The sequence below is a fragment of the Streptomyces sp. CAU 1734 genome (assembly GCF_039888735.1).
GTDB lineage: Bacteria > Actinomycetota > Actinomycetes > Streptomycetales > Streptomycetaceae > Streptomyces.
This window is the reverse complement of record NZ_JBDQQP010000024.1, coordinates 42,247-59,536: the sequence shown is the minus strand read 5'-3', so window position 1 is coordinate 59,536 and position 17,290 is coordinate 42,247. Positions and strand designations below refer to the sequence as shown.

Below are 17,290 nucleotides of genomic sequence, written 5' to 3'. Positions count from 1 at the left end.
CGCGAACGGTCCGGCTTGGCGGGCGAGCCAAGGCGGTAGAGGCGGCGCGGATTCTAGTGCTGGATACGAGCGGGACAGCGCAGGCCGCGAGTCGTGAGGTTCGGTGAGCAGGTCACCAGAGCCACGGAATGGAAGACCGTTCCCTTCATGTAGTGACCAAGGGACACGTCCCCGCCCCACGTCAGCCGCTCGATCGCCGCCGCCACCAGGAGAAGCAGTCTGGCGGTGTCCCGGTCCTCGTCAGAGGCGAATCGAGGGGCGAACTCGGTGAGCTGGTGCCCCAGCCATTCGCCTGCTTCCTTCGGCTCCTCCCAAGTGCCCCGAATCATGGAGGCCGGCTTCATGAGCCAGTGCGAGGTCTGAAGCGGGGGCACATCAGCAGTCGGGAACATGGTCACGGCCTCCCGATACCGGTCGTGCACGTCCGGCTCGCTGGTCGCGGTCGGGGCCTGGCCGGGGGGTCTTCGGATGCTCTCCCGGTCGAAGGTCTTCTTCTCCCCGAGCCATGAGTAACCGTGATGATGCACTGCGGCTCCGTTCAGAGGGGCCACGGCTGCCCCGCCCGGCGCGCGTGGGCGGGCGGGGCAGCCGGTTCAGGCTGGTGCGGTGGTGGGGTCAGGCGGAGAGGCCGAAACGGGCAGGGGTGATCCCTGCGGCGTCCAGCTCCGCCGTGGTGAATCGCAGCGGCTCGGCGTTCGGGCGCTTGCTGTCACCCACGGCCCAGACGTCCGGGGCGATCTGCGCGAGGGTCACGCACGCCTCGCCGTCCGGGTGGGTGTTGCCGCCGCATGCCTTCACGAAAACCGCGTCCTCGATGCTGAGTGTGTAAAGCTTCAATCCGTCGGACATGGCTGATCACCCTTCTTTTCGTTCTCGCTGGCCGTCAATACATGGTCAGGGGCCGGCGGGAAGTAGCGGAAGGGCTAGTCACGTTGACGCATGAACGCTTCTGAGGCTTCGTTCAGAAATATTGAAGCCAAATTTCCTGTGAGGGCGTGAGACCAGAGCAGCTCGAACAAATTCAGGTGATGCATGACATCTCTGGGGTCGCGCAGGGCGACCTCTCCGGAGAACAATTCCACTGTCACGAGGCGGTCATCGTAGACGACGAAAATGTTCATAGGGGCAGCCGGAACGTGTCGGACCTGTGGGATTATCCCGATCTCGACGTTTGGTTTCTCGTTGACTTCCGCCATGTGTGCACACTGTGCAGCCATGACTTCGGGTTTCGCCCGCCGCCACTTCACGGCTTGTTCGGTCATGAGGAACCAGAAGGATCGGGAGGGGTCGTCCAGGGCGGCCTGGCGGTCCATGCGCGCCCGAACGGCCCGGGATACATTTCTGGCCGGATCTCCGGTCACGGTGGGCGACAGTGTTTCAACAGCGTATTCACGGACATGCAGGAGGCCTGTCGGGATCGCGGGGAGGAAATGCCGCATTTCCCGCGAGGAAGACTCGAGCGCCTTGAGCTCTGCTTGCTTTCGGTGGAGCCCGACACGCGCATATGCCCGCCATGATGCGTAATCGACATTGGCGCTCCGGGCCAGCCCCAGTAGCTCGTTGGCAACCTCCGCCGGTACGGCAAGGGCCTTCAGGATTCGCTCAACGTCAATGACCGTTGGCAGCGCGCGACCGGTCTCAATGCGGCTGATCTTTGTCTGGCTCATGTTGCAGCGAAGTGCCAGGCGTTCGCCACTCAGGCCGGAGGCGTGACGGAGATCCCGAAGAGCCTCCGCCAAGTCTCTCCGTTCTCGTTGCTGTGCTTCAGGTTCGATAGGCACTGAATGGTACGGAGCCTTCCAGGGCGAGGTCCCGCCACGCGAGATACTTGCCCAAGTCCGGATCCTGGATCAGCTCACGGTTGATCTGCGTCCCGTCCGGCCGGTAGTTGAGATGTACGACTGTTGTTTCGTCGAACATCCAGAAATCTTGATCGGGGAGTCCGGGATTTGAGTCGTTGGTCAGGTCGACTATTTGGTAGTTCTCTCCGGCTGCGACGTTCCCGGGAATGCACCATTCGAAGAGATATCGCCCGTATGGCGTGAGGGGCCTGTGTACGATCTTGGCGCGGGTAATCGTCCGCCCACTTGCCGTATGGTCCCGGATTGTCTGATGCCACGATGCGTTGAATCCGTTCGGCTTCCGGTCCCCGGCAAGGAAGCTGCGGACCGTTTCAGCCTCGGCCGGCATGGTGTAGGTCTGGTGTACTTCGAGCCGGAAGGCGGAGTGCTTGAAGGAGCGGAAGCACTCCTGCCACTCTTCGCCGTCCAGCAGTACGAGGCTAGATCCATCCACGGGAGCGGGCCGCCTCCTTCAAAATGTCCTCGGGGATCAGCACGACTGATTCGCCATCCGGCGTCGGGTGGGTCACGTCATACCCCTGGATCGCCAACATTCCGGGTTGCGGTGTGGCGTACACGGTTGGACAGTCACCGTTTGAGCAGTCGTCGTCCCTCCCGCAGGGTCCGCCGGCAATCACCCGCAGTTCGTTCACTGAGCCCCCTCTGGTCTGTGTGGTCAGCAAGTTACGGACGGTCATGCTCCTGTTGCAAGGTGGCTCGCAGTTCAGTCACGTAGTCGCATAGACCCGTGCGCGCGGGGCCCCGGGGCCGCGTGCGTCGCCGAGTTGGCCGGCCCGGCGGCCCGGCAGCCGGTAGGCCGAGCCGCTGGCTGCGACGGGGAGATCGAGGTGGCCGTGTCCATGAGGCGCGAAGCCCCGCTATTCGGGCAGATTCCCGTCGCCGCCCATGTTCGCGACGATGCGCCGCAGCACATTGATGGTGGTCACGTACTCCTGCGGGTCGACGCCCTCATGGGTGCGCTCCAGAACCCGCAGATTCCGCTGCTTGGCGCGCTCCCGTCCGGCGACACCCTCCTCGGTGAGGCTCATGGTGCCGCCGGTCTCCAGCAGCCACCCCCGGTCCACCAGGTTGTCGAAGACGGCGTGGAAGTCGGTGTCCATGTCGTCGTACGGCGTCAGCCGCTCGATCAGGGCCGCCCTGGTCCACCGGCCGGGGTCGCCGGCGGCGTGGTTGAGGGTCCACCAGTGGGGCTGGGTGAGATCCTCGACCGCGAGCTGGTCGCGCAGGGCGCCCACCACCAGGCGGTACGCCATGCCCGTCCATGCCCCGGCGGGCTGGGCGGAGATCTGCTCGGGGGAGTACTCCTTGAGATTCATCGCCGTTTCGCTTCCTGTCGGCCGTACCGTTCGGATGCGACTCACCGTATGACCTCAAGTTAGCTTGAGGTCAAGGGTGTCGCGGACCGCTTCAGGTTCGCGCAAGCTGCTGCGGCAGCGGGTCCCGGTGCACCACCACCAGCCCCGACACCGCACGGGTCAGCGCCACATAGAGGCGGCGCAGCCCGGTGCGCTCATCGGGCTCGCCCGCCACCACCAGCGACGGTTCGTCCAGGACGACATGGTCGTACTCAAGGCCCTTCGCCAGGGACGCGGGGACCAGCGTCAGCCGGGACTCGGCGGTGGTCTCGGCGCCGGGGTCCAGATGGGGCAGGCCCGCCGCCGCGAGGGCGGCGGACAGGGCGGGGATCCGGGAGTCCGCCGCGATCAGGCCGATGGACCCCTCCCGGCGGAGGGACTCCACGCAGGCCGCGAGGACCGCCGCGTCCAGCTCGGCGGTGCCGGCGGCACCGGTGGCGTCCACGGCACCGGCGGGGCCCGCCGGGGCCGGGAGCGCGCGGATCTCCAGCGAGCCCGGGGCGTCACGGACCGAGCTGACCGCCGCGAGCCCCGGGGACATGTGCGGCAGCAGCCGCGAGGCGTAGGCGATCACCTCGCGCGGTACGCGGAAGCCCGCCGTCAGCTCCTCCACCACCGCCTCCGGCTTGCCCAGATGGGACAGCGCCTCCCGCCAGCTCTCCGTGGCCCACGGAGTGGTGCCCTGCGCCAGATCGCCCAGGACCGTCGCCGAGCCCGTCGTGCAGCGGCGGCCCACCGCCCGGTACTGCATCGGGGAGAGATCCTGCGCCTCGTCCAGCACCACATGGCCGAGCGAGTGGGTGCGCTGGATCAGATCCGCCGCCTCGTCGATAAGCACCGCGTCCGCCGCCGACCACTTCGCCGCGCGGACGCTCCGGGCCGGCTTCTGCCACAGGATCGTCCGCTGTTCCTCCGCCGAGAGAACGCCCTCGGCCCGCGCGGCCAGGAACTCCGGGTCGGAGAGCAGCCGCAGCACCAGTTTCGCCGGATCCACCGCCGGCCAGACCGCCTTGACCACCGCCTTCACGGCGGGGTTGCGCGCCACCGCGTCCTGGACGCGGTCGTCGGGGGCCTCGCCGGACTGTTCCATCCGGACCAGCACCGCATGGGCGATCCGCTGCGGAAGGGCGTCGCGCGCCGCGCCGTACCGCATGTCGCGCGCCAGCAATTCGGTGACCAGCTCCTCCAGTTCGTACGCCGGGATCCGCCAGCGGCGCGAGCCGCGCACCACCATCAGCGGCTCGGCGGGGAGCGTGACATGGGAGCGGACCGCGCGGCGCAGCACCTCGGCCATGCGGGCGTCACCCTTGAGGACGGCCGCCGGAGCCTCGTCCGCACCCCGGATCTCGACATGGGCCACCAGGTCGGCGACGGTCGCCTGCTTTACCTCCAGCTCGCCCAGCGCGGGCAGCACTTGCTCGATGTAGTGGAGGAAGGAACGGTTCGGCCCGATCACCAGTGTGCCCGTGCGCGCCAGCCGCTCCCGGTGCGCGTACAGCAGATACGCCACCCGGTGCAGGCCCACCGCGGTCTTCCCGGTGCCGGGGCCGCCCTGGACGCAGACCGTGCCGCCGAGCCCCGACCGCACGATCTCGTCCTGCTCGGGCTGGATGGTGGCCACGATGTCGCGCATCGGGCCGACGCGCGGGCGCTCGATCTCCTCCTGGAGAAGGCGGCTGGTGCCGCTCTGCTCGGCGGGGTCGTCGAGGTGCTCGTCCTCGTACGCGGTCAGGATTCCGCCGGTGTAGCCGAACCGGCGGCGCAGCCCGATGTGCTGCGGGTCCTTCCGGGAGGCCCGGTAGAAGGGCTGGGAGACGGGGGCGCGCCAGTCCACCACCATCGGGTCGCCATGGGCGTCGTGGACATGGCGGCGGCCGATGTGGAAGCTCTGTCCCTCCTGCGCGGTGGGCAGATAGTCGAGCCGGCCGAAGAAGAGCGGGGTGTGGGTGAGATCCGCCAGCTCCTTGACGCGGAGCTCCTTCGCCGCCTCCAGGGCGGCGGCATTGACCCAGTTCGCCGCCACATCCCTGATGTCGAGTGCTTCGGCGTCCTGCCGCATCACCCGCAGAGCGGCGCGGGAGGCGGCGAGATGAGCGCGTTCCCGGTCGAGGGGGGCGGGGTCGGGAGCGTACGCGGGCACAGGTCGCCTCCGGAGCGAGAGAGAGCGGGGGCCACCCGTACGGGATCGGCGGGGCGCTGCCCGAGGGCGCGCGAGCCCCGGCGGAATGCCGGACGAGAGGCCCTGTGGCTGGTGGGACCGGCCGGTTTCCGTCCGGGCGGCGGCGCTCCTCGACGAGAGGGAGGCGGGAAGACGCGCGAGTTTACTCAGCGCCCCGGAGGAGTGCGAACCGTTTTCTCCCCGACAGGGATGACGGCGGTCTCCTCCTGAAGTGCCGCACCCCCGAGGCGACCCCTATGCCTGTGGTCGTACCGCGCGGGGCCCCCGGTTCACTCCCTGGGCCGATGTGCCGGGAGCGGCGGAAAGCCACCATGGACACATGACCACAGCGAGCTTCACCCCCGCGTCCGAGATCCCCCGTCCCCGCGGCCGGCACGGCGCCGGCGCCCCCGCCGACGGCGGGGCGGCGCACGGCGTCGGCGGCGCGCTGCGGGCCGTCAGGGTCTTCGCCGCCGCCATATTCAGCGTCACCGTGCTCGGTGAGTACGGCGAGGAGGTCGGCGTCCGGCGCTGAGCCCGGGCCCGGCCCGCGCCGGCGTCCGGGCCGTGTCCTCACAGCCCCGTCCGGCCACCGGCTACCGCAGCAGCTCGTCCGCGTCCACGATCCGGTACGCGTACCCCTGTTCCGCGAGGAACCGCTGCCGGTGCGCCGCGAAGTCCTGGTCGATCGTGTCCCGGGCGACCACCGAGTAGAAGCGGGCCTCGTGGCCGTCCGCCTTCGGGCGGAGCACCCGGCCCAGCCGCTGGGCCTCCTCCTGGCGTGAGCCGAAGGTGCCCGAGACCTGGATGGCGACCGTCGCCTCGGGCAGGTCGATGGAGAAATTCGCCACCTTCGAGACGACCAGTACCGAGATCTCGCCCTGCCGGAAGGCGTCGAACAGCTTCTCGCGCTGCGCGTTCGGCGTCTCGCCCTTGATGACCGGCGCGTTCAGATGCTCACCCAGCTCGTCGAGCTGGTCGATGTACTGCCCGATGACCAGGGTCTGCTCGCCGCGGTGCTTGGCGACCAGCGCCTCCGTCACCTTCCGCTTGGTCGCCGTGGTGGCGCAGAAGCGGTACTTCTCCTCCGGCTCGGCCGTGGCGTACGCCAGCCGTTCCGCGTCGGTGAGATTCACCCGCACCTCGACACAGTCCGCCGGGGCGATATAGCCCTGGGCCTCGATCTCCTTCCACGGCGCGTCGAAGCGCTTGGGACCGATGAGCGAGAAGACGTCCGACTCGCGGCCGTCCTCGCGCACCAGCGTGGCGGTCAGGCCGAGCCGGCGCCGGGCCTGGAGATCGGCGGTGAATTTGAAGACCGGCGCGGGCAGCAGATGCACCTCGTCGTAGACGACCAGGCCCCAGTCCCGGGAGTCGAAGAGCTCCAGGTGGGGGTAGATGCCCTTCCGCTTGGTGGTCAGCACCTGATAGGTGGCGATGGTGACCGGGCGGATCTCCTTGCGGGTGCCGCTGTACTCGCCGATCTCCTCCTCGGTCAGCGAGGTCCGCTTCACCAGCTCGTGCTTCCACTGGCGGGCGGAGACGGTGTTGGTGACCAGGATCAGCGTGGTCGCCTTGGCCTCCGCCATCGCACCCGCTCCGACCAGGGTCTTTCCGGCACCACAGGGGAGGACGACCACTCCGGAGCCGCCGTGCCAGAAGCCCTCCACGGCCTGGCGCTGGTACGGGCGCAGCGACCAGGTGGTCTCGTCCAGCTCGATCGGGTGGGCCTCGCCGTCCACATAGCCGGCGTGGTCCTCGGCGGGCCAGCCCAGCTTGAGGAGGGTCTGCTTGATCTGGCCGCGCTCGGAGGGGTGCACGGCGACCGTGTCGGGGTCGAGCCGGGCTCCCACCAGCGGCTGGACCTTCCTGGAGCGGAGGATCTCCTCCAGTACCGGGCGATCGGTGGTGGTGAGCACCAGGCCGTGCACGGGGTGCTTGGAGAGGGTGAGACGGCCGTAGCGCGCCATCGTCTCGGCGATGTCGACCAGCAGGGCATGCGGGACGGGGTAGCGGCTGTACTGGACCAGGGCGTCCACGACCTGCTCGGCGTCGTGTCCGGCGGCACGGGCGTTCCACAGGCCCAGGGGGGTGACCCGGTAGGTGTGGATGTGCTCGGGCGCGCGCTCCAGCTCCGCGAAGGGGGCGATGGCGCGGCGGCAGGCGTCGGCCTGCTCGTGGTCGACCTCCAGGAGGAGGGTTTTGTCGCTCTGGACGATGAGAGGTCCGTTCACACCTGCGCCCTTTCGGTGAAGGCGGTGCTGCCGATACGGCCGGGAGCCGGCCGGCCCCGGGACCGGCCGGGGGTGCCGGTGCGGTGGGGCGGTCGGCCGGTGCGGCCAAACCTCCAGTGTGCCGCACTGAGTATCCGGGCGGAGGAAATGAGTACGCGAGCGGTGCCGGACGGGGGCCGGCCGGGGTTGAGTGGGGCCATGAGCAGCCCGACACCGCAGAATCCGCAGGGGGACCGGCACGGGCCCGCCGGCGGCCGTGATCCGTACGGTCCCGGTGGTCCCGGTGATTCCGGTACGGGCCGGCAGGAGGCGCCCGCGGCGATTCCGCCGTATGTGCCGCCCGCCGTGCCGGGCCCGTCCGATCCCGACCCCTGGTGGTGGGCGCCGCCCGCGCTCGCCACCGCGCTCGCGCCGGTGCTGGCGTACACCGATCTCACCGGGATCCCCAACTTTCCGCCACCGCTGGCGCTCGGCTGTCTGCTGCCGCTGCTGCTGATCGTGACCGCCTGGCTCCAGAAACGGACCATCGGGCGCCGCACCCGGCGGCGGGTGCTCGCCGGAGCGGCTTGTCTGCTGGCCTATTTCTATACAGAGGTCGTGATGGCGGTCCTGTTCGGTGTGGTGGCGGTGAGGCTGGTGTTCAAAATCGTGAGCGCAACGGTGTAGTACGGGGCCGGTCCGGCAGGTTGCGCGGCGGGTCCGGGGGAACCCGCGAACCATGACGGGACAAGGGCAGCGGTATCCAGAGCAACCGGAAGATCCGACAGGGCCGGCACGGCCCACCGTGCAGGACGGGACAGCGGACGGAACACCCGACGGAACACCCGACGGGTACGGGTCACGGGCCGGGGATCCGTACGCCGGGAAGGACGGATCACAGGCCGGCGACCACGACGGGGAGCGGGCCGGGGAGCGGGCCGGCGGACGGCGCGCGGTCGCCCTGCGGGTGCTGATCATGACCCTGGGAGTCCTCGCCCTGATCGGGTTCTCCTTCGTCCTCGCCCGGCTGACCCTCACCCCCTCCACCGCCTCCGCCGACATCGCCGGGGCCAATCTGCGGCCCGGCCGCTCCCTGAACCAGTACGTGCAGGAGTACACCTTCCTCGCCGCCTGCAAGCAGATCGGCGGCAATCTGCTGCTCGGTGTGCCCTTCGGGCTCTTCCTGCCGGTCCTGGTGCCCCGCAGGATGCGGATGCTGCGGGTCGTCCTCACGGCCGCCGTGGTGATGATGCTGGTGGAGCTGGTGCAGGGCGCGATCGTCGAGGGCCGGGCCTTCGACGTGGACGACGTCATCCTCAACACCACCGGTGCGCTGATCGGCTATCTGCTGATCGGCCGGCGGGTCGGGCACCACTTCCACGCGCTGGCGCGGCGGCGCGACCGGGAACGCCCCGGGAAGGCGCGCGCGGCGGGTCTCGACGGTGCCGTCACGCGCCGCCGGCTGTTCAGGCCGGGTCGTCGGCGAGTTCCGCGACGCCCGTGATGCGGTGCAGCGGGAAGGTCCGCACCTCGTCCGCCGTGTGGTCGTACGCGGTGACGAAACCGCCCTCCACCCGCACCGGCGCGATGACCCGCTGGCTGGCCGAGCCCTCCGCGTTCACGTAGCCGATCCAGATCGCCGAGCCCGTCATCGCCGCCGCCTGGACGGTGGCCAGGGTCTCCGCCGACGACGTCCGCGGCAGGCCCCCCGTGCCGCCGCCCGGTCCGGCCGGTGCCGGGTCCGCGGCGGGTTTGCGCTCCACCGTGGCCGCCAGGTCACCGGCCCTGATCGCCCGCACCGCCGCCCCCAGCAGGGTCGCGTCCGGCAGCGGCGGACCGTCCGGCACCGGGGCCGGGGGCGTGCGCGCAGGGGTGCGCCGGGCATGGGCGCGGGCGATCAGGACATCGCCGGACGTCGACTCCGCGGCGGGCGCGAAGCCCATCGTCCGCAATCCGGCGAGCACCGCGGACGGCTCCGTCCGGGCCGCCAGCACGGTCGGGGCGAGCCGGCGCAGCAGCAGATCCTGGGAGCGCTTGTCGGCGAGGATCTCGTCCAGCAGCGCCTCGTCGTCGCAGCGGATGTACGCCGACGCCACCCCGACCCGCAGATGACCGTGGCGGCGGGCCACATCGTCGATGAGATAGCTGAGCGGCTGCGGCACGGGCGTGCGCGAGTGCGACGCCAGGAAGGTGTGCAGATCGGAGGCCGACCGGCCGGCGTCCAGGGCTCTGCGCACCGAGGCCGGGGTGAAGCGGTAGACCGTGGCCCCGCCCTTGGACTCGATGTCCGCCAGCACGGCGAGGGTCTCCGCGAGCGGGCGCTCCAGCGGGCCGGGGGCGACCGCCGTCAGATCCGCCTGGAGCAGCACATGATCCAGGGGGGAGGGCAGCAGCGGCGCCAGCGCCTCGGCCGCCGGATCCGCACCCGGGCGAAGGTCCGTGTCCGGGGGCAGCAGCGCCCGGCCGTGGGCCGAGAGCGCGCCCCGGCCCGTCACACCCAGCGTCTCCGCCTCCGTCAGGGTCCAGGCGGCGATCCGCGACCGCAGATCCACCGGGCCGGCGCCGTGGCCGTCCGCGCCCGTGCCCGCCCGCAGCGGGCGCTCCCAGCGCAGCCGGGCCAGTACCGACTCGGGGTCGGCCGCGGTGCCCTCCGGGAGCCCGGCCAGCAGCTCCAGGATCCGGCGCCGCACCTCCGGGGTGGCCGAGCGGTCCAGATCGGGGCCGAGCACCGCCAGCGTCCGCCCCTTGCTGTCCTGCCCGCCCACCAGGCCCGGGGTGCGGGTCGCGGTCAGCCACGCGCGGGCGAGGACCGCCCAGCGCTCCGGCGCCGGGCGGGTCAGCCACTCGTCGTACGCCGGGGTCGGGGCGTACCGCTCGTCCGCCTCGCCGTCCGAGGCCAGCAGCCCCGCCGCGTACGCCAGCTCCACCCAGAAGGCGGCCATCGGCTCGCTCGTGTCCAGCGCGGCGGCGGCCCGCTTCAGATCCCGTACCGACAGACCGCCGGCGCGCAGCACCGCCGGGCCGCCCTCGTGCCAGTCCTGGAGCAGATCCTCGACCGCCGTCAGCGCGGTGTACGCCTGGCCGGCGGCCGTGCCGTCGACCAGTTCGGGCCGTCCGGGCGCGGCGGCCGGGGTGATCTCCGGCGGCACCGGCTCCGGGGTGCGGTGCGCCCGGCCGGCCCGCAGATGGAGCGCCGCCTCGCGCGGCAGCACCACGGTGCGGGCCGAGACGGCCAGCAGCAGACCCCGGTCGCGCAGCCAGCGCACGGGAGGGGTGGGGCTGGAGGTGACCTCGCCGTACGGCGGTCCCCACACCAGCCGGTCCAGGACCGCCAGTGCCTCCGCCGGTGCCGTGTCCAGCAGATCGCCCATCCGCTCCCGGTCGGTGAAGAGCGCCGTCAACGCCGCCACCGCCGACACCGGATCGTGGGTGGTCGGCAGTCCGGCCGCCGCCAGGATCTCCTGGAGCCGGCCCGGGGACATCCCCGCCGTGGATTCGGCGACGCTCGGGCCGAGCCCGGTGGGGGAGGGCCGGGAGGGCGACGGGGCCAGCAGCTCGCGCGCGGTGCGCACCAGCCGGAGCCGGTCGTCGCCGCCCCACACCAGCGCCTGGGTCCGCAGCACGGCGACCGCGCGCGGCAGCGCGGCCGCGACCGCCGGATCGCCGTCGTCGCCGGTCAGCAGCGCGAGCAGGTTGTCATATGAGGCCGCGTCGGGCGCGACGGCGAGCGCCTCGGCGGCCTGGAGGGTGAACCGGTCGAGCCGTTCCAGGGCGCGGACGACCGAGGCCCGGGTGCCCGCTCGGGTGGCGAGCTGGGTCAGATCCCCGGGCACGGGGCTGAGCAGATCGGGGCGGGCGCGCAGCAGCGCGGCCAGCTCCTCGTCACCTCGGGCGCGCAGGGCATCGGCCAGTGTGCGCGGACTGCTTGCTTCGGGCGTGGTCCCCATCCGCCCCACGTTAGTCCCTGGAGTGCTCGACGGGAGTCCCCGAAGAGCCGGGGTCGCGCTACGGTCGGCTGGCAACGTCGGGGAACGTCAGGGGAAGAGCCGTGGGTATCGAGAGCGACCAGCTCGTCTACGACTATCTGAGCCGGGTCGGCGATCTGGCCCAGCAGCGGCAACTGCCGTCCGGGGCCCGGATGCGGCTGGTGTCGTCGCTGCGGAGCGAGATCGACCGGGAACGGGCCGGCGCCGCGGCGGACAACCCCGCGTCGGTACGGAGAATTCTCGGCAGACTCGGCACCCCGGACGAGGTCGTGGCGGCGGCGGGCGACGATCCGCCCGCCCCGCCTCCCCCCTCCGCCCCGCCGGCCGCCCCGGCGCCCCCGCCCCCGGCGGCGGCTCCCGGAGCCCGCCCGCCCGGCGGCAGGGGCGGCGGTTTCCGGGTGCCGGGCCTGGGCGGGCTGCCCGGACAGCGGGGACGCCGCCGGGTGCCGCGCCCCCGCCGCGACTCGCCCGCCGTGCCGCAGCCGCCCGCCGGGGCGATGCCGCCGCATCTGGCGCCGATGGACGAACTCGGCTCATCGGAGGCGGATGTCGACTGGTGGAGCGTCACGCCCCGGCCCTTCGGCGCGGGCGAGCGGGTCGCCGGCTTCACCGGCGGGGTCGAGATCCCCGAAATACTGAAACCGCCGCCACCCGCCGATGACGACGACGCCGATTCCGATTCCAATTCCGATCCCGGTGCCGAACCGGCGGCGCCGGCGGGCGCGGAGAAGGCGGACGGACCGGCTTCCGGGGGTACACGGAGGGCCGCGCTCCGGCTGCTCCGGGGACGCCTGCGCCGTACGCCGGAGGCCGCGCCCGCCCCGGTCGCCGAACCGGCCGCCGAGGCGCCGCCCGGCCGCCTCGCCCGTCTCGGCAACCCCTTCCTGCTCCTGGCCGCCGCGCTGCTGATCGCCGGCGCGGCGTTCGACTCGCTCATCGCGCTCGGCCTCGGCTGGCTCTTCGCGTACGGCTCCCGCAGGCTCTCCGTCACCGAGCGGAAGTTCGCGGTCCTCGGCCTCCCCGGGGCCGCGCTCGCGGCGGGGCTCGTCTGGCTCTGGGGCCGCACCGACGGCCGGTGGGGCGATCCGGTGCCCGACGGCGGCATGGGCGACGCGATGACCGCGACCTGGCCGTGGGTCCTGCGCGGCGCGGCCCTCGCCTCCGCCCTCTATCTGATCTGGCGCGCGCGGCGGAGGTGACCACGGGCGCACGGTGCGCCCGGCCGCGGCCGTCCGTGCCGGGTACGCGCCGCCGGCCCGGGGGTACGGGAGTGTGCCCGGCGGGTCCGGATGCGGGGGTCCCGCCCGCGTTCGTACCGGGTGCCGGGCCGGGAGCCCCGGGCCTCCCGCTCCGGGTGGACCGCCGGTGTACGGACGGAATCGTCCACCCGGCGGGCCCGGGTGGCACGGGGTCCGCGCCGCGCGTCGCGGTGGTGGCGGGCGGGGCCGCCGGCGGGTGTCCGGCCGGGTGCCGGGCCTTCGCGCCCCGCGCGGGCGGCGACGGAGCGCACCCGTCACGGATGACCGAGGCCCGGCGCCATGAGGCCCGGCCGCCCGGGCCCCGCGCCCGCCGCCGACGCGGCACCCGCCCGCCGCCGAGGCGGCCGGTTCAGGACGCCGCCGGGTCCTCCGCCCCCTCCGCGCACTTCCCCGCGACCGGCGGGGCGTCCGCGCTCCTCGGGGCCGGGAGGTACGGCGCGCCCGGCACCACCAGGGGCGAGCCGGTCACCGGGTCCGGGACCACCACCGACTCCAGGCCGAAGACCTCGCGCACCAGCTCCGCCGTGACGATCTCGCCGGGCGGGCCCTCGGCCGCGATGCGGCCCGCCTTCATCGCGACCAGATGGTCGGCGTACCGCGCCGCCTGGTTCAGATCGTGCAGGACCACCACGACCGTGCGCCCCCGCTCGTGGTTGAGCCTGCGGACCAGGTCGAGCACCTCCACCTGGTGGGAGATGTCCAGGAAGGTGGTCGGCTCGTCCAGCAGCAGCAGATCCGTCTCCTGGGCGAGCGCCATCGCGATCCAGACCCGCTGGCGCTGTCCGCCGGAGAGCTCGTCCACCGACCGGTCGGCGAGCTCCGTGATGTCCGTACGCGCCATCGCGTCCGTCACCGCCCGCTCGTCCTCCGCCGACCACTGCTTCCACCACGCCTGATGGGGCTGCCGGCCGCGGGAGACCAGATCGCCGACGGTGATCGCCTCCGGCGCCACCGGGGACTGCGGCAGCAGCCCCAGCGACTGGGCGATCCGCTTCGTCGGGATCCGGGCCAGATCCGCCCCGTCGAGCAGTACGGAACCGCCCTTCGGCTTCAGCAGCCGCCCCAGCGCGCGCAGGGTGGTCGACTTCCCGCAGGCGTTCGGGCCGACGATGACCGTCACCTTCCCGTCCGGGACGGCGAGGTCGAGCCGGTCGACGACCGTGCGGTCCTCGTAGGCGAGTGTCAGCTCGCGCGCGGTCAGCCTGCTCACGCATTACCTCCGGTGGTGCGGCCGCGGACGATCAGCCAGATCAGATAGGGGGCGCCGACCGCGGCTGTCATGACGCCCACGGGCAGTTCGGTGGGGGAGAGGAGCTTGCGGGCGAGCAGATCGGCGAGGACCACGATCACCGCGCCCAGCAGCGCCGAGGAGACCAGCGGGATCTGCGCGGTGCGGGTGAGCCGGCGGGCGATCTGCGGGGCGAGCAGGGCCACGAAGTCGACCGGTCCGGCCGCGCCGGTGGCCACCGACGCGAGGACCACCCCGGTGGCCACCAGCCCGAGCCGCACCCGGCCGAGCCGGACGCCGAGCGCGGTCGCGGTGTCGTCGTCCAGGCTCACGCTCCGCTGGGCGCGGGCGGCCCACACCACGGCGGGGAGCATCAGCAGCAGCGCCCAGGCCAGCGGGTTGACCTCCTCCCAGCCCCGGCCGTTGAGGGAGCCGGTCATCCAGGTCTGCGCCTGCGAGGCCACGGCCGCGTCCGCCTTGGTGAGCAGCAGCAGGGTGACCGAGCGCAGCACGACGGCGAAGCCGATGCCGATGAGGACGAACCGGGTCGCGTGGAGTCCGCCGCGCCAGGCGAAGACATAGACCAGGGCGGCGGCGAGGATCCCGCCGGCGACCGAGAGATAGGGCAGCAGGGTGTACGAGGTGAAGCCGAAGGTGAGCCCGGCGACGGTGACCGCCGTCGCGCCCTGGCTGATGCCGATGATGTCGGGGCTGGCCAGCGGATTGCGGGCGACGGTCTGGATGAGCGCGCCCGCGACCCCGAAGGCGAGTCCGACCAGCAGACCGGCCGTCATCCGGGGCAGCCGGAGGGTGCCGACGACCAGTTCGTCGGGTGAGGGCCGGCCCAGCAGCACCTTCACCACCTCGCCGGGCGGGACGAAGCTCTCCCCCGAGCAGAGATAGGCGACACAGGTGGCGGCGAGGACGAGCGCGAGGATCCCGGAGACGGCGGTGCTCCGCCGGTGCAGCAGGAAACTGCCGCCCCGGACCCGGAGCACGCCATGGCCCGGGGGCCGGTGTGTGGTGCTCATCCGCGGCCCCTCGTCGGTCTTGTGAATGGGTGCGCCGGATGTCTCGCCGACGGGTGCGCCGGCCGGCGGGCGGCTCATGCGGGCACCGCCTTGCGGCGGACCAGGGCGACCAGGAACGGAACACCGATCAGCGCCGTCGTCACCCCGGCCGGTATCTCACCCGGCGGGAACACCACCCGGCCGATCACATCCGCCACCAGCAGCATCACCGGACCGATCAGCGCCGCCATCGGCAGCAGCCAGCGGTGGTCACCGCCGACGATCGCGCGGGCCACATGCGGTACCGCCAGCCCGATGAAGGCGATCGGGCCGGCCGCCGCCACCCCCGCGCCCGTCAGCACCGTCGCGCCGAGCCCGCCCACGATCCGGACCGCCGCCACATTCTGGCCGAGGCCCTGCGCCAGGTCCTCGCCGAGCGCCAGCGCGTCCAGGCCGCGTGCCACCGCCAGCACCAGCACCGCGCCCAGCGCCATGAACGGCCAGACCTGGCCCGCGATCTCGGAGTCCCGCCCGGCCACCGAACCGACCTGCCAGAAGCGGAACTCGTCGAGCGTCGCCGACCTGGTGGTCAGCACGGCCACGGTCACCGCCGCGAGCAGGGCGTTGATCGCCGCCCCGCCGAGCGCCAGCTTCACCGGGGTCGCGCCGCCGCGTCCGCGCGCCGCGATCGCGTACACCGCGACGGAGGCCACCGCCGCGCCGGTGAAGGCGAACCACACATACCCCGAGAGGGTGTGCACCCCGGCGAAGGTGATGGCGAGGACGACACCCACCGAGGCGCCCTGGCTGATGCCGAGGACACCGGGGTCGGCGATCGGATTGCGGGTGATGCCCTGCATCACCGCGCCCGCCATGGCGAGCGCCGCGCCCACCATCAGCGCGATCAGGGTGCGCGGCACGCGCAGATCCAGGACGACCTCCGCGTCGTCGCTCGTGCCGCCGTGCAGCAGGGCGTCGAGGACCGCCGACGGCGCGATGGCGCGTGCTCCGACGGCGAGGCTGAGCAGGGTCGCGAGCAGAAGGGCCACGACGGCGAGGGCCGTCCAGCCGATACGGCGGGCCGTGAGCGCGCGTCTGGCTGACATGGGAACCAATCAGGGAGAACCGGAGAGGCGGGGGAGACCCGGGTGCGGACCGGCGGAAACCGCGAGTCCGTGTTCCGGGGAAGGGGCGAGCAGGGGGCGGTGTTTGGTAAGGCTTGGCTAAGTCGGCCTCAGTGTAATAGGCACGTGTCAGCACCGGCCGGTGGGCACAATGGCCCCATGGACTCCCAGCCGGTACCGCCCGCGCCCACCGTCGGCTTCGACCTGGACATGACGCTCATCGACACCCGCCCGGGCATCCACGCCGCCTTCACCGCCCTCGCCGCCGAGACCGGTGCGCACATCGACGCCGATCTCGCCGTCACCCGGCTGGGCCCGCCGCTGGAGCACGAGCTCGCGCACTGGTTCCCGGATGATCAGATTCACGCCATGCGCGACCGATACCGCGAGATCTACGCGTTCCACGCGATCGAGCCCTCGGTTCCGCTTCCGGGCGCGCGGGAGGCCGTCGCCGCCGTGCGGGAGCTGGGCGGCCGGGCCATCGTCGTCACGGCGAAGAACGAGCCGGACGCCGAGCTCCATCTCGAACGGCTCGGCATCGAGACCGACGCGGTCATCGGCAGGCTCTGGGCCGAGGGCAAGGCGGAGGCGCTGCGCGCGCACGACGCGCGGGTGTACGTCGGCGACCACATCGGGGACGTCCGGGGCGCGCACACCGCGCGGGCGCTCTCCGTGGCCGTGCCGACCGGCCCCTGCACAGCCGATGAGCTGCGGGAAGCCGGCGCGGATGTGGTCCTCGACAATCTGCGCGCCTTCCCCGGCTGGCTGCGCGGATATCTGGCGGGGGCGGCGCCGGCCGGCCGCGGGCAGGGCTAGGCGGTGGACTTCGCCGCGCGTCGCTGGGCCGCGATCGAGCGCATCACACCGGCGCCGGAGATCATGAAGCCCACGCCCATCAGCATGCAGACGGCGTAGGCGATCGGCGGAAACGGGTCGGTTCCGAGGAACAGCGGCGCCATGGTGACCAGTGTGGCCACCGCGCCGACGATGAAGACGATGCCACCGGCGCGGACCAGCCCGTCACCCGGAGCGGTAGGAGTAGCAGTCATCCAGCCAGGGTAGTTCCCTCCGGGTACGAACCGTTCGGCGACGTCT

Annotated in this window: 17 protein-coding genes; 5 read left to right on the top strand and 12 right to left on the bottom strand. The window is 72.3% G+C overall.

Annotation, left to right across the window (positions count from 1 at the left end; all coding sequences use genetic code 11):
* Positions 1–53: 53 nt before the first annotated feature.
* The 6 genes from AAFN69_RS32915 to AAFN69_RS32890 all read right to left on the bottom strand — a co-directional run bounded on the left by AAFN69_RS32915 (position 54) and on the right by AAFN69_RS32890 (position 5,357).
* Entirely contained in the window at positions 54–527 is a 474-nt protein-coding gene (locus AAFN69_RS32915; RefSeq protein WP_347732579.1) for a hypothetical protein, read from the bottom strand.
* Between the two features lie 88 nt (positions 528–615).
* On the bottom strand, positions 616–849 hold the full coding sequence (locus AAFN69_RS32910) for a DUF397 domain-containing protein (RefSeq protein WP_347732578.1): 234 nt from the start codon (positions 847–849) through the stop codon (positions 616–618).
* Positions 850–923: 74 nt separating this feature from the next.
* Positions 924–1,781, bottom strand: a complete 858-nt coding sequence (locus AAFN69_RS32905; protein ID WP_347732577.1) for a helix-turn-helix transcriptional regulator — start codon at positions 1,779–1,781, stop codon at positions 924–926.
* The gene (locus tag AAFN69_RS32900) at positions 1,765–2,295 is read right to left on the bottom strand and encodes a DUF6879 family protein (protein ID WP_347732576.1); all 531 of its coding nucleotides are present in this window, start codon (positions 2,293–2,295) and stop codon (positions 1,765–1,767) included. Before AAFN69_RS32900 ends, AAFN69_RS32905 begins: the two co-directional genes overlap by 17 nt.
* A gap of 424 nt (positions 2,296–2,719) precedes the next feature.
* Entirely contained in the window at positions 2,720–3,178 is a 459-nt protein-coding gene (locus AAFN69_RS32895) for a MarR family transcriptional regulator (RefSeq protein WP_347732575.1), read from the bottom strand.
* Positions 3,179–3,269: 91 nt separating this feature from the next.
* Positions 3,270–5,357, bottom strand: coding sequence for a UvrD-helicase domain-containing protein (locus AAFN69_RS32890; RefSeq protein WP_347732574.1), 2,088 nt, complete (start codon positions 5,355–5,357; stop codon positions 3,270–3,272).
* Between the two features lie 358 nt (positions 5,358–5,715).
* On the opposite strand from AAFN69_RS32890, the gene AAFN69_RS32885 reads away from it, so the two are divergent.
* Entirely contained in the window at positions 5,716–5,910 is a 195-nt protein-coding gene (locus tag AAFN69_RS32885) for a hypothetical protein (protein WP_347732573.1), read from the top strand.
* A 61-nt stretch (positions 5,911–5,971) separates the two neighbouring features.
* On the opposite strand, the gene AAFN69_RS32880 is transcribed toward AAFN69_RS32885, so the two are convergent.
* The gene (locus tag AAFN69_RS32880; RefSeq protein WP_347732572.1) at positions 5,972–7,609 is read right to left on the bottom strand and encodes a DNA repair helicase XPB; all 1,638 of its coding nucleotides are present in this window, start codon (positions 7,607–7,609) and stop codon (positions 5,972–5,974) included.
* Between the two features lie 198 nt (positions 7,610–7,807).
* Between AAFN69_RS32880 and AAFN69_RS32875 the strand changes: the two genes are divergently transcribed.
* Both AAFN69_RS32875 and AAFN69_RS32870 read left to right on the top strand, forming a co-directional pair.
* Positions 7,808–8,275 carry a hypothetical protein gene (locus tag AAFN69_RS32875; RefSeq protein ID WP_347732571.1) on the top strand — a complete coding sequence of 156 codons (468 nt, stop codon included), beginning with the start codon at positions 7,808–7,810 and terminating at the stop codon, positions 8,273–8,275.
* 118 nt (positions 8,276–8,393) lie between these two features.
* Positions 8,394–9,092 carry a VanZ family protein gene (locus AAFN69_RS32870; protein ID WP_347732570.1) on the top strand — a complete coding sequence of 233 codons (699 nt, stop codon included), beginning with the start codon at positions 8,394–8,396 and terminating at the stop codon, positions 9,090–9,092.
* Here the strand turns inward: AAFN69_RS32870 and AAFN69_RS32865 are convergent.
* Positions 9,055–11,535, bottom strand: a complete 2,481-nt coding sequence (locus AAFN69_RS32865) for a helicase C-terminal domain-containing protein (RefSeq protein WP_347732569.1) — start codon at positions 11,533–11,535, stop codon at positions 9,055–9,057. The two genes, AAFN69_RS32870 and AAFN69_RS32865, sit on opposite strands and share 38 nt — an antisense overlap.
* Before the next feature lie 101 nt (positions 11,536–11,636).
* Between AAFN69_RS32865 and AAFN69_RS32860 the strand changes: the two genes are divergently transcribed.
* The gene (locus AAFN69_RS32860) at positions 11,637–12,773 is read left to right on the top strand and encodes a hypothetical protein (protein WP_347732568.1); all 1,137 of its coding nucleotides are present in this window, start codon (positions 11,637–11,639) and stop codon (positions 12,771–12,773) included.
* Positions 12,774–13,182: 409 nt separating this feature from the next.
* Here the strand turns inward: AAFN69_RS32860 and AAFN69_RS32855 are convergent, their stop codons facing one another.
* From AAFN69_RS32855 to AAFN69_RS32845, 3 genes are all read right to left on the bottom strand, one after another.
* Positions 13,183–14,043, bottom strand: a complete 861-nt coding sequence (locus AAFN69_RS32855) for an ABC transporter ATP-binding protein (protein ID WP_347732567.1) — start codon at positions 14,041–14,043, stop codon at positions 13,183–13,185.
* Positions 14,040–15,092 carry an iron chelate uptake ABC transporter family permease subunit gene (locus AAFN69_RS32850; protein ID WP_347732566.1) on the bottom strand — a complete coding sequence of 351 codons (1,053 nt, stop codon included), beginning with the start codon at positions 15,090–15,092 and terminating at the stop codon, positions 14,040–14,042. Before AAFN69_RS32850 ends, AAFN69_RS32855 begins: the two co-directional genes overlap by 4 nt.
* A 74-nt stretch (positions 15,093–15,166) precedes the next feature.
* On the bottom strand, positions 15,167–16,177 hold the full coding sequence (locus AAFN69_RS32845) for an iron ABC transporter permease (protein WP_347732565.1): 1,011 nt from the start codon (positions 16,175–16,177) through the stop codon (positions 15,167–15,169).
* A 177-nt stretch (positions 16,178–16,354) separates the two neighbouring features.
* Between AAFN69_RS32845 and AAFN69_RS32840 the strand changes: the two genes are divergently transcribed.
* The gene (locus tag AAFN69_RS32840; RefSeq protein WP_347732564.1) at positions 16,355–17,011 is read left to right on the top strand and encodes an HAD family hydrolase; all 657 of its coding nucleotides are present in this window, start codon (positions 16,355–16,357) and stop codon (positions 17,009–17,011) included.
* On the opposite strand, the gene AAFN69_RS32835 is transcribed toward AAFN69_RS32840, so the two are convergent.
* A complete protein-coding gene (locus AAFN69_RS32835) occupies positions 17,008–17,244 on the bottom strand; it encodes a hypothetical protein (protein WP_347732563.1) in 237 nt (78 codons plus the stop codon). The two genes, AAFN69_RS32840 and AAFN69_RS32835, sit on opposite strands and share 4 nt — an antisense overlap.
* Positions 17,245–17,290 lie beyond the last annotated feature (46 nt).